Source organism: Streptomyces sp. NPDC030862, from assembly GCF_055571835.1.
The window spans coordinates 299,761-312,085 of sequence record NZ_JBVIEN010000011.1 but is presented as its reverse complement, the minus strand read 5'-3'; the positions used below and the strand labels follow the sequence as shown (position 1 = coordinate 312,085).

The 12,325-nt window shown below is 75.6% G+C and carries 7 protein-coding genes and 1 pseudogene; 3 read left to right on the top strand and 5 right to left on the bottom strand.

The genetic code is table 11. The features are described 5' to 3' along the window. Nucleotides 1–8: 8 nt before the first annotated feature. A complete protein-coding gene (gene cutA / locus ACZ42X_RS28630) occupies nucleotides 9–332 on the top strand; it encodes a divalent-cation tolerance protein CutA (RefSeq protein ID WP_468295829.1) in 324 nt (107 codons plus the stop codon). Then, nucleotides 329–739: pseudogene (locus ACZ42X_RS28625) on the top strand (gamma-glutamylcyclotransferase family protein); the annotation flags it as partial. The gene cutA and the pseudogene ACZ42X_RS28625, both read left to right, overlap by 4 nt. On the opposite strand, the gene ACZ42X_RS28620 reads toward ACZ42X_RS28625, so the two are convergent. The 3 genes from ACZ42X_RS28620 to ACZ42X_RS28610 form a co-directional block, all read right to left on the bottom strand. Further along, a complete protein-coding gene (locus tag ACZ42X_RS28620) occupies nucleotides 729–2,927 on the bottom strand; it encodes a molybdopterin oxidoreductase family protein (RefSeq protein WP_468295826.1) in 2,199 nt (732 codons plus the stop codon). The pseudogene ACZ42X_RS28625 and the gene ACZ42X_RS28620 sit on opposite strands and share 11 nt — an antisense overlap. Before the next feature lie 118 nt (nucleotides 2,928–3,045). After that, nucleotides 3,046–3,723 carry a SanA/YdcF family protein gene (locus tag ACZ42X_RS28615; protein ID WP_468295824.1) on the bottom strand — a complete coding sequence of 226 codons (678 nt, stop codon included), beginning with the start codon at nucleotides 3,721–3,723 and terminating at the stop codon, nucleotides 3,046–3,048. Nucleotides 3,724–4,024: 301 nt separating this feature from the next. Then, nucleotides 4,025–4,735: an aquaporin gene (locus ACZ42X_RS28610; protein WP_468295821.1), complete on the bottom strand. Its 711-nt coding sequence runs from the start codon at nucleotides 4,733–4,735 to the stop codon at nucleotides 4,025–4,027. Between the two features lie 148 nt (nucleotides 4,736–4,883). On the opposite strand from ACZ42X_RS28610, the gene ACZ42X_RS28605 reads away from it, so the two are divergent. Beyond that, entirely contained in the window at nucleotides 4,884–5,645 is a 762-nt protein-coding gene (locus ACZ42X_RS28605; RefSeq protein ID WP_468295819.1) for a hypothetical protein, read from the top strand. Between the two features lie 1,819 nt (nucleotides 5,646–7,464). Here the strand turns inward: ACZ42X_RS28605 and ACZ42X_RS28600 are convergent. Together ACZ42X_RS28600 and ACZ42X_RS28595 are read right to left on the bottom strand one after the other, a co-directional pair. After that, complete coding sequence (locus tag ACZ42X_RS28600) at nucleotides 7,465–11,160, bottom strand: DUF5682 family protein (RefSeq protein WP_468295816.1); 3,696 nt, start codon at nucleotides 11,158–11,160, stop codon at nucleotides 7,465–7,467. Further along, nucleotides 11,147–12,325, bottom strand: a complete 1,179-nt coding sequence (locus ACZ42X_RS28595; protein ID WP_468295814.1) for an ATP-binding protein — start codon at nucleotides 12,323–12,325, stop codon at nucleotides 11,147–11,149. The genes ACZ42X_RS28600 and ACZ42X_RS28595 overlap by 14 nt, the downstream gene beginning before the upstream one ends.

The following is a 12,325-nucleotide window of genomic DNA, read 5'->3' as shown; positions in this document are numbered from 1 at the left end:
AGACGACCGTGACCCTGGCCCTGACCGTGCTCACCACGACCGACAGCGCCGAGAAGGCCGAGGAACTGGCCCGAGGCGCGGTGGAGGCGCGGCTCGCCGCCTGCGCGCAGATCTCCGGCCCGGTCACCTCCGTCTACCACTGGAAGAACGCCATCGAGACCAGCCAGGAGTGGCAGGTGCTCTTCAAGACGACGGAGGCGTCCTACGACGCGCTGGAGGCGCACCTCGTCGCGGCGCACGACTACGAGACGCCCGAGATCATCGCCATGCCGGTGGTCCAGGGCAGCACGGGCTACCTGGCGTGGCTGCGGCAGGAGACGTCGGCGCGATGACGAGGAACGAGCTGCCGTTCTTCGTGTACGGGACGCTGCGGCCGGGCGAGTACAACCACGACCTGTTCCTGCGCGGCCGTACGGCGGCGGAGGAGCCGGCCCGGCTGCCCGGCGCGCTCCTGTACGACGGCCCCGGCTACCCCTACCTGGCGCGTGCCGAAGGGCGGGGTGAGGTCGCGGGCGAGCTGATCAGCGCGGCGCCCGGCGAGTACGGCGCCCTCCTCTCCGTACTGGACGGCCTGGAGGGGTACCTGGGCCCCGGCCACCCGCTGAACCTGTACGAGCGCGAGCTCTGTGACGTACGGCGGACGCGGGACGGGCGGACGGTGCGGGCGTGGGTGTACGTCGCGGCGCCGGCGGCGCGGCTCGGCCCGCCGATCGCGGGCGGCGACTGGCTCAGCCGGCGGCGGACACAGGACGGTTCGGGGTGGCAGGACCGTCCGGGGGCGCAGGGCTGCTGGCCGGGGTCGCAGGGCCGGCCGCGGACGGAGGGGCGGCCGCGGACGGAGGGCCGGCCGCCGCTTCGAGACGTACCGCGCACACCTTGAACTCCGGCATGCGGGAGGTCGGGTCGAGGGCGGGGTTGGTGAGGGTGTTGGCCCGGCCCTCGCCCGCCCAGTGGAACGGCATGAAGACCGTGTCCGGCCGGATGCCGGTGGTGATGCGGGCCGGGGCCACCGCCCGCCCGCGCCGCGACACGACGGCCACCGGCTCGCCCTCGGCGACGCCCAGCCGCTCGGCCAGCCGGGGGTGCAGTTCCACGAACGGGCCGGGTGCGGCGGCGTTCAGCTCCGCGACCCGCCGGGTCTGGGCGCCCGACTGGTACTGCGAGACCACACGCCCGGTCGTCAGCACCACCGGATACTCGTCGTCCGTCTCCTCACCGGCCGGGCGGTGCGTGACGGGTACGAAGCGGGCCCGCCCGTCCGGGGTGGCGAACCGCTCCAGGAAGAGGCGCGGCGTGCCGGGGTGCGCGGGCTCGGGGCAGGGCCAGAAGACCCCGTCCTCCTCGGCGATGCGGCGGTAGCTGATGCCCGCGTAGTCGGCGGGGCCGCCGGCCGAGGCGCGGCGCAGCTCCTCGAAGACCTCCTCGGGGTCGGTGGGGAAGCCCTTCTCCCAGCCGAGCAGCTCGGCGAGGGCGTTCATGACCTCCAGATCACTGCGTACGCCCTCCGGGGGGTCGATCGCCCGCTGCCGGAGGATGACGCGGCCTTCGAGGTTGGTGAGGGTGCCGGTCTCCTCGGCCCACTGGGTGACGGGCAGGACGACGTCGGCGAGCGCGGCGGTCTCCGACAGCACCACATCGGCGACGGCGAGGAAGTCGAGGGATTCGAGCCGCTCCTGGATGTGCGCGGCGCGCGGCGCGGAGACGACGGGGTTGGACCCCATGAGGAGGAGGGCCTTGATGTCGGTGCCGAGCGCGTCGAGGAGTTCGTAGGCGCTGCGGCCGGGACCGGGGAGGCTGTCGGGGTCGACGCCCCAAACGCCGGCGACGTGGGCGCGGGCGGCGGGGTCGTCGAGCTTGCGGTAGCCGGGCAGCTGGTCGGCCTTCTGGCCGTGCTCGCGGCCGCCCTGCCCGTTGCCCTGCCCGGTCAGGCACCCGTAACCGGACAGGGGCCGGCCGGCGCGGCCGGTGGCCAGGCACAGGTTGATCCAGGCGCCGACGGTGTCGGTGCCCTTGGACTGCTGCTCGGGCCCGCGGGCGGTGAGGACCATGGAGCTGTCGGCGTCGCAGAACATCGCGACGGCCTCCCGGAGCTGCGGCACCGGCACCCCGGTGATGCGCTCCACGAGCGCGGGCCAGTGGGACATCGCGGCGGAGCGGGCGTCGGCCCAGCCGGTCGTACGCTCCCGGATGAAGTCCTCGTCCGTGCGGCCCTCGGCCACGACCAGGTGCAGCAGCCCGAGCGCGAGCGCGAGATCGGTGCCGGGGCGGGGGGCCAGGTGCAGGTCGGCCTGCTCGGCGGTACGGGTGCGGCGCGGGTCGACAACGATGAGGCGGCCGCCGTTCTCCTTCAGTTCGGTGAGGTAGCGGAGGGCCGGCGGCATCGTCTCGGCGAGGTTCGACCCGACGAGGACCACGCAACCGGTGCGCGGGATGTCCTCCAGGGGGAAGGGGAGCCCCCGGTCCAGCCCGAAGGCCCGCTGGTGCGCCGCGGCGGCGGAGGACATGCAGAAGCGGCCGTTGTAGTCGATCTGCGAGGTCCCGAGGACTAGGCGGGCGAACTTGCCGAGCGCGTACGCCTTCTCGTTGGTGAGCCCGCCGCCCCCGAAGACCCCGACGGCGTCGGCCCCGTGACGCTCCCTGGTGCCGCGCAGCCCGTCGGCGACGGCACGCAGAGCCTCCTCCCAGGTGGCCGGCTCGAGCCTGCCTGTGGCGGGGCGTCGGACCAGCGGCCCGGCCAGCCTGGCCTGGGAGGAGAGCACCGCGGGCGCGGTACGTCCCTTACCGCACAGGGCCCCCCGGTTCACGGGGAAGTCCGCGCGCTCCACCACCTCGACGCCTTGCCCGGCGCCCTGCCCGGCGGGTCGCAGGTTCATCCCGCACTGCAGGGAGCAGTACGGACAGTGCGTGGGGGTGGTGACGGTGAGCATGCCCCCGAGCATGCGACGCCTGTGTTACGCCCACGCACCCGCCGCATTACGCCCCCGGTACGTCCCTCTCCAGGTGGTGGGGTCAGGCCGGTGAGCCGGGGCGGGGGAGGGGCCGCCGTCAAGGAGAGGCCAACGCCTCCGCCACACCCGGCTCCTCACGCCCCAAGAACCTCGGCTCCGGCTCGAACACCGCGTCCACCGCCGCCTTCCCGGCCGCCGCCAGCTCCCTCACCTCGCCGTAGTACCAGACCGAGTCGTGCGGCTCGGCCACGCCGACCCCGTACGAGTCGACGCCCGCCTCCCGGCACAGCGTCACGGCCCGCTGGATGTGGAAGCCCTGCGTCACCAGGACCGCGCGGTCGACGCCAAAGACCTTCTTCGCGCGCACGCACGAATCCCATGTGTCGAAACCGGCGTAGTCGCTGACGATCCGCCCGTCCGGAACGCCCCGCTCCGTCAGGTACGCGCGCATGGCGTCGGGCTCGTCGTACTCGACGCGGCTGTTGTCCCCGGTGACGAGGAGCACCTTCACCTTGCCGTCCCGGTACAGCTTGGCGGCCGTGTCGAGGCGGTGGGCCAGGTACGGGGTCGGCCGGCCGTTCCACAGGCCCGCGCCGAAGACGACGGCGACGTCGTGGGCGGGGACGTCGTCGGCGGTGCGCAGCCGGCCGTCGGCGACGGCGTGCATCCAGGTCATGGGCGCGAGCGCGAGGACGCACCCGAGCATGACGGCCTGCACCACCCGCCGCTGTCCCCGCCGGCCCCGTGGCAGCAGCGGCAGCCGCGTGCGTCGCATGTTCGAACCTCCGTTTGGTTGTTCCCGCCCTGTCCTCTCCGACGCGAAAGGCCCCGGCGCGGTTCACCCGACGACGGTTTCAGCCGACAACCGGCCCGCCAGCCCCCGCCCGGCTGGGCAACCGGCTCGCCCTCCGCGTGGCTGGGTGGGCAACGGGCCCGTCGAGCGCCCGGCTCAGCGGGCAACCGGCCCGCCGCGTGTCCGGCTGGTAGGCGACCGGCTTGCCCTACGCCCGACTGGGCAGGTAACCGGACCGCCGCAACGTCGGCTCAGCCCGCGCCCGGCTCAGCCCGCGCCCGACTCAGCCCGCGGCCGGCTCGGCCCCCGGCGGCCGCCTCCCGTACAGCAGGCTCGCCAGCCCCGCGCCGAGGAGCCCGCCGACGAGCTGCGCCGCGATGAAGCCCGGGAGCGAGGCCGGGGCGATCCCGGTGAAGGAGTCGGTCAGAGACCGGCCGACCGTCGCCGCCGGGTTGGCGAACGACCCGGACGACGTGAACCAGATCGCCGCCGCGATGTACGCCGCCACCGCCACGGGCGCCAACCCGGCACGCCCGATCCGGTCCAAGCCCTGGATCAGCAGGACAAGCCCGGCCGTGGCGACCGTCTCGCCGAGCAGCAGGTGCCCGTCCGACCGCATCTGGGTGGACCAGCTGCCGGGCGCCCGCCCGAACATCGCCTCGGCGAGCAGCGCCCCGGCGACCGCTCCGGCCAGCTGCGCGCCGATGTACAGCGCCACCTCGCGCCCGAGCAGCCCGTCCCCGCCGCGCCGCCGGGTCCACCAGACGCAGAGGGTGACGACGGGGTTGAGATGCGCCCCGGAGACGGGCGCGAACAGTGCGATGAGCAGGCCGAGCCCGATCGCCGACGCAAGCGAGTTGGCGAGCAGCCGCACGCCGACGTCGTCGCTGAGCGCGCTGGCCTGCAGGCCGGAGCCGATGATGACGGCGACCAGTGCCGCGCTGCCGACCAGCTCGGCGACTGCGCGGCGGGGCAGAGCCCGGTCCGTAGCCATGAGTACCCCCAAGTCCCGATTCAACGGAAAATATATTCCGTGTTTCGGAAAGTTCGATAGGGGGCAGGGTAGCGTCACCACACCTGTCACGATCGCCACATGAAGCGCGAAGCGGCCGCCTCGCAACAACGCCGAGTGGTGCGATGCGATGTGCAGGGCTCACGGACTCCCAGGTGGGACGTTCGGCGACCGCGCCTGGACGCACCCGCGCCGCACTCCGCCGCACTACCCGGACGCCGTCACCCTCGCCCCCGGCGCATCGGACACCGAGATACGCGCCATGCTGGACGCCGTCGACCGGAGCACGCCCGGCTGCTCGGTCAAGGACAGCTTCGCGGAGCTGGACCTGACGCCACACGGCTTCGAGGTGCTCTTCGAAGGACAGTGGGTCCACCGCCCCGCTGCCCTCGCCGCCCCGGGACCGGTCACCAGAGCCTGGGAACCGGTCGAGACCGCCGCCGAGCTCGCCGCCTGGGAGGCCGCCTGGAACGGCGGCGACCGCATGGACCTCTTCCGCCCCGCGCTGCGCGCCGACCCGGCGACCACGGTCCTCGCCGGCCGCGCGCCGGACGGCCGTATCGTCGCGGGAGCCGTCGTCAGCCGCACCGCTGCCACCGCCACCGCGGCCGCCACTGGCATGGTCGGCGTCTCCAACCTGTTCGGCCCCGACGCTTGGCCCGGCTGCCTCGCCACGATCGCCGACCGCTGGCCGGGCATGCCGGTCGTCGGGTACGAACACGGCGACGACCTCGCAGCCGCCCTGCGTCACGGCTTCACGGCCACCGGCCCCCTACGGGTTTGGCTCTCGTCATCAGCCGTCCCCGTCCCCGTCTCCGACCCGTGCCCCAGCGCCAGCCCCGAGCTCGACCACGCCGCCGACACCAGCGAACGCGACGCTGCCGACGCGTAGACGGCCGCGGCAAGCCAGGCCCGGGCGAACGCGCCCGAGTCCGCGGGCAGCAGGCGCCCCAGTGCGTCCAGGTTCCGTGCCGTGGCCGCGTCCTCGAGGTCCTGCGCGCACCGCGCCCCGGTCGTGAAGCCGACTGCGCGCAGCCTGTGCGGCAGGTCACCGTCGGCCGCGGCCGCCGCTACGGGACGGCCGCCCGCCACCGCACGGTCAACCGCGCGGCGCAGCAGGTCCAGCTCCAGGGGCAAGGTCTCCGGCGACGTCCCGGGCGACGTCCCGGGCGACGCTTCGGGCAATGCCTCCGGCGCCGACGGGCCGGCGGCCGCGAGCGCCCCCGCGGCGGGTACGTCCGTACGGTTCAGCCTCCGCAGGCCCAGGTCCGCGCGGACCGGCTCACCGTCGTGACCGGCCCAGGCCGCCGCGAGCGCCCGCACCCCGCCGGCCGGATCAGCGGCGGCCCGGGCGATCAACCTCAGCCGCAGGCCCGGGCGCGCGCCGAGCAGCCGCAGGTTCTCGGCGTACGGCAACTCGGTCCGTTCGTCCGGCGCGTACAGCGTGACGACCGGCCCGCCGTCGACGGCGAACCGGACGCGGCCGCCGTCACCGGCGACCGTGCCCGTGAGGAACAGCAGGTCACCGCCCGCCGGACGTTCGTCGGCGGGCTGTGTCAGCCAGTCCAGGGCGGCATCCAGCTGGGCGGACGGCGGACGCCGCCAGAAGGTGTCGAGCGGCGGCTCGTGCCAGGCGCACCCCGCCGCCCGTACGGAACGAACCGACCCGCCGCCGCCGATCCGGCCGTCCGCCGAGACGGTCGGCGAGGTGAGGATGACCCCGCCGCCGTCGCCCAGCTCCCGCAGCGGCAGCGCGGAGCCACCCGGCACCAGAGCCGTGGCGGACGCGTGGACCGCCCGCTCCGGGCCGCCGGGCGCCACGTCCGACACGGTGTGGAAGGAACCGTCCGGCGTGACCGCGTACACCGTCGCGCCCGCGTACCCCGACGCCGTGACGACCGGCTCGGTGAACAGCCCGTACAGCCGCAACGGCTGGGACGGCCGGTACTCGCGCCGCACCGGGCCGCCCAGCACCGCCGCATCCGGCCGCTGTACGGAGTCGAGGAGCGCGGCCAGGTCGGCGGACAACTCGGGCAACCGGAAGGCCGGGTCCTCCGACCGCGCCTCTCCGAGGCGCCGCGCGACGCGTACGGCGACGGCGGCGGGCCGGTGCAGCCCGGCGAGCCGCGCGGAGTGCGCCGCCCGCAGCAGTTCGGCCCGCACCACGGCCCCCGCCCCGGCCACGCCCGCGACGAGGACCGCCACCGCGGCGTCCCCGAGCGCGTGCAGCGCCGCCGCCTGCGCGGCGGTGGGCCCGCCGTCTCCGCGAGCCGTCCCCGTGCCGTCGCTCGCGCCCTCGCCCGTGCCCGGCTCCTGCCCTTGCCTCGGCCCCTGCGCTTGCGCTTGCCCTTGCTCCTGCGCTTGCCGGGGACCGGGCTGCTCTCCCGGCACGGCCGCCGCCTCGGCGGAGCCCTCCTCCGCGACCGGCGCACGGGACAGGACCGCCGCACGGTGCAGGCAGGCCGGGGCCAGCAGGCAACTGCACACCGCCGCCTCCGCCGACGCCACGACACCGGCGGCCGCCGTCGTCAGCGTCACCACCGTGTCGTCACCGGCGCGGACCAGCACACCGTCGGCCGTCCGCTCCACCGGCCAGCCGGCCGCCTTCGCCACCGCGCCGTCCACGCGCTTGCGCAGCCGTGCGGGCAGCAGATCGAGCGCGGTCGCCACCACCTCCGCGGCCACCGGAGGCAGGCCAGAGGAAAGATCCGTCACCGCTGCGTACCTCCTACGCGTTCGCCGACCCAGCGGGCCAGTTCCAAGGGGCTGAGCGCGGCGACCGGCATGCCTGCCGCCACCAACAGCCCCGCCACGCCCGCCGAATACCGCGGCCGCCCCTGGTCGTCGAGCGAGGCGCAGCCGAGGACGTGGCAGCCCGCGTCCACCAGCGCCCGCACCTCCGACAGGAGGGGACCGACCGGGCCGCCCTCCTCGAAGTCGCTGACCAGCACGACGAGCGTGCGCGACGGCACCGTGACCAGCTCGCGGGCGTGCCGCAGGCCCCGCGCGATGCTGGTGCCGCCGCCGACCCTGACTTCCAGCAGGAGGCTCAGTGGGTCGTCGACGTGGCCCGTCAGGTCCAGTACCTCGGTGGAGAAGGCGACGAAGTGCGTACTGAGCGTGGGCACTCCCGCGAGGACGGACGCGGTCAGCGCGGACCAGATGGTGGACGCCTCCATCGACCCGGACACGTCCACGACGAGCACCAGCCGCCAGTCCGCCTGCCTGCGCGCCCGGCTACGGAACACGGGCCGCTCGGGCAGAACGGTCACCGCGCCCGTCACCGGGTCGCGGCGGGCCGAGGCCAGATTCGCGCGCAGGGTGCGCGGTAGATCCAGCGGCCCTCCGGGGCGGCGCGTGGGACGCGGATGCGCGAGCCCGGCCAGCGCGGGGCGCAGCCGGTTGGCGAGCGCCTGCGTCAACTCCCGTACGAGTCGGGCGACCAGCGGCCGCAAGCGGGCGAGCCGCTGCTCCGACAGGCCGCCCGCGTACGACAGGACCGTACGCAGCAGCTCCACCGAGGGGCGGGCCGCCTCGGGGTTGAGCTCCAGCGCGGCATCCAGCCGCCCCGCGTCGGCCGCAGCGGCCAGGACCTCCTCGCGTACGCCGGGCCCGAACAGCGCGGCCAGCTCCTCCGACCAGGACCGTACGTCCGGGAACGGCGCCCCGTCGCCGGCTCCGGGCCCGTAACCGGCGGCCTCTTCGCCTCGCGAGCCCTCTCCGCGGCCCCGCCCGTACAGTTCGTCGAGAGCCCGGGCCAGCCGCCCGGCGGCCCCGGTCAACTCCCGCGCCTGCCCGAGCAGCAGCCGCCACCGCTCTCCGGCGGTGAGTGCCCCCGGCTCGGGCATGCCCGAGCGCACCTCGTCGGGCGCAGCCGGGCCCATACCGGCCGGACCCAAGCCGGCCGAGTCGGCCCCGTCGGCGGGGACCGCCCTGCCAGGGGCCGCGCAGTCGGGGGTTGCGCCGAAGCCCCGTGCCGCCAGCGCCTCGCGGCCCGCCAGGTCCGCCCGGGCGAGGAGCGCGAGCGCCGCCGGGTCGCGTATCTCGGGCGGCAGGGAGCCGGACGAGGCGCAGCCGGTGCGGTCCTCGACTACGGCCAGCAGCCGTGAACGGGCCGCGGGCGCCAGCGTGTCGAACCCGGCTCGCAGCGCGGGCAGGCGGTCCAGGAAGTCGCGGTCCGGCCAGGTCTCCACCCGCTCGAGCAACGGGTCGAGGGCGCGGCCCGCCTCCAGGAGCGGGCCCGCCGCCAGCAGGGCGCCGCGGAGCAGACCGGTCAGTTCCGCCCGCAGCTCGGGCGTCGTGGCGCTGTCCGCCCGCGAGGCCAGCCGCATTCCGAACTCCCCGGCGTCCCGCTGCGCCAGCAGCACGCGCGCTGCGCCGGCCGCCCCCCGGATCAGGGGCGTGGCTCCGGCGTCGAGCCGGGCGAGGGCGTCGGCCAGCCGCAGGCCGCCGCCCGACGCGGTGTCGGCCTGCGCCGCGAGGGCGACGAGCGCGCGGGCGTCCTCCGGATCCGTGGAGCCGGCCAGCCCGTCCAGCGCACGGACCCCGGCCGCCGCAAGCTCCTCGTACGCCGCGTCCACCGCGTCCCGCCGCCACCCCTGGGGCAGGCCCGGCACATGACCGGACCGGATGCGGTCCAACAGTGCGAGGCCGTCGAGGAGTTGCGGCAGCGTGCCCGATGCGGGCAGCGCGACGGCCACCTCCGCGAGCCGCTCGGCCGCCAGATCTGACAGCGCGCACCGTGCCGCCTCCCGCAGGCTGTCCAGGACCTCGACCGCCGTCGGGCCGCCTTCCCGCGCCTGCACCGCGTGCCGCTGCCGCAGCACCCCGGTGGCCGCCTGCTCGAGGGTCACTCCATGCACACCCGCCACATCGAGCATCGCCGCGGTGGACGGCGACCAGGCGACCGTCCACCGCGTGGTGAGCGCGTCGGCTCCGCCCACGCCCGCGACCTCGGCCTCATGCCCGTACGGCACTCCGCACACCGCGAGCCGCCGCAGACAGACCTCCCGATCCCGGTCCAGCTCCGCGCGCAAGGCGTCCAGCCGCAGCTCACGCGCGGCGGGCGCGTCCGGCGTCGGCAGCGACAACCGCGACAACAGCGCCTCCACCGCCGGTCCCAGACCGGAGCGCGGCGTGCCCGGCGCGAGCCGCCCGCGCCGGTCGCCGACCAGGATCTTCTCCATCGCCGCGGCCACGACCCGGCCTCGCCCGAACAGCCGGCCCTGCGTCAGCACGGACTGCGCGGCCTCCGCGAGCTCCCCCCGCCCGGCGGCGGGCAGCCCCCGCAGCGTGGCCAAATCCCTGGCCAGTCGCACCACTTCACGCGCATCGGCAGGCCCACACGGGTGGCCCGCATCCCGTACTGCGGCACAGATCCGTACCGCCGTCGACAGCAGGAGTTCGTCCATCAGCGCCGGGTCCCCCGCGGCGGCGTGGACGCCGTGCTGCCACTCCGGGTCACGGATCCCGGCGGGATAGCCGGAGCGCTCGTCCAGCAGCCCGTACGCGTACGGCACGAGCGACGTGACGACCCCACTGGGAGCTCCCTCACCGGGCCCCACCCCACCGGGAGCCACCTCACCAAGAGCCGAGTCGCCTGGTGCAACCTCACCGGAGCGGGTCTCCGCGGGGGCACCCTCCCGCGTGACCGCCGGCAGCAGCGCAGGCGCGTGGAACGCGCCGACGACGGCCGCCGTGCGCCGGCCCGCGTATGCGGCCAGCCTGCGCCGCATGTGCGCCTCCCTCCGGAGGTCGTACGGATCGACCGCCTCCTGGTCCGCCCTCAACGCCCAGCCCACCACCAGCGCCGCCCGCCGCAAGGCCTCGGGCGTCGCACCCGGAGCGGCGGCCTCGACGAGCCGGTCCCACAGATCGTCCCCGGCCCGGCCCCCGACCCGTGTCCGCAGAGCAGCAGCGACCCCCCGCTCGCCGGAAGCGAGAGCGGATGCGGAAGCGGAAGCCGCAACGGACGCCGACGCCGACGCCGACGGCCGAGCCGGCACCGGCCCCGCCACCGGCCTCGGTGCCGAAGCCCCCCGGCCCTGACCCCGAGCCCCCAACGGCAGATCGAACGGCACCACCTCGACGCCCGCCTCCCGCGCCCAGCGGATCGCGGCCAGCTCCGGCGAGAACTCCGCGAACGGCAGGAACACCAGCCCACCGTCATCACCGCCGCTGCCGGCCAGCGCCACCGGCGGCACCGTCGCCGGGTCCGCCAGCCACACCAGCCACGGTGCGAACTCCTCCGGCAGCTCCACCAACAGCACCTCCGGTGCCGCCTCGGCCAACATCGCCGGCACGGACGCCGCCAGCGCGGGGGAGTGGTGCCGTACCCCGATCAGGAACGGGTCACGGCACCCCGCCAGCTCCTCCACCGCCTCCGCAGGCCCGTCAGGTGAGCTCATCGCGCAGCTCCCACAGCGTCCGCCACAGCGGAGCCCCGCCCTCCGCACGGCGCCGCACCGGCCCGTCCCAATACCCCAGCAGCCGCCCGTGGTCCGCCGGGTCGTCCTTGCGGACCGTGCCGAGGAGATGGCCCGGCAGCGTACGCACCACATCGCGGCCGTTGCCGAGGTACGCCGCGCCGAGCCCCATGGAGGTGGCGACCTGTACGGCCTCCGCCGTCGACATCACCGTGGACGGCCGCTCCACCTCCCAGCCCTCCGCGCTGCGCCCGGTGCGCAGGTCCCGGAACGCCGTGACCAGCGCCTCCAGCACCGCCTCGTCCAGCGCGAACGCCGCCCCGCCGCGCGCCAGCGCCGCCGTGGCCTGCACCCGCACCAGCTCCGTCTCGGCCGCCACGTCGTCGATGGGGCCGACGGTCTCGAAGTTGAAGCGCCGCTTGAGCGCGGCGGACATCTCCGATACGCCCCGGTCGCGCAGGTTGGCCGTGGCGATGAGGGTGAAGCCGGGCGCCGCGTGCACGGTCCCGTCCTCGCCCTCCCGGCCCGACTCACCCGTCCCCGCCAGCTCCGGCACGGACATGCGCCGCTCCGACAGGAGCGACACCAGCGAGTCCTGCACCTCCGGCAGGCAACGGGTCACCTCCTCGACCCGGGCGACCGCACCCCGCACCATCGCCGTCAGCACCGGCGAGGGCACCAGAGCCTCCCGGCTGGGCCCCTTGGCCAGCAGCATCGCGTAGTTCCAGCCGTACCGCAGCTGGTCCTCCGTCGTACCGGCGGTGCCCTGCACCGTGAGGGTGCTGGTGCCGCACACGGCGGCGGCCAGCAGCTCCGACAGCATCGACTTCGCGGTGCCCGGCTCGCCGACGAGGAGCAGCCCGCGCTCGCCGGCCAGCGTCACCACGCACCGCTCCACGAGCGCCCGGTCACCCACGAACTTCCGCGACACGACCAGTCGCCGGCCGTCATCCGACTCCAGCGCCTCCCCACCGGAACCGCACACGAAGACCACCACCGCGCGCGGGGTCAAACGCCACCCCGGCGGCCGCGGGCCCTCGTCGTACGCCGCCAGGAACGCCAGCTCCTCGGCGTACCGGTCCTCCGGCAGCTCCACCTGCCGCCGAACCCCCTGGTGCCCGCCTGACCCCTCAGCCCGCACGCTCAC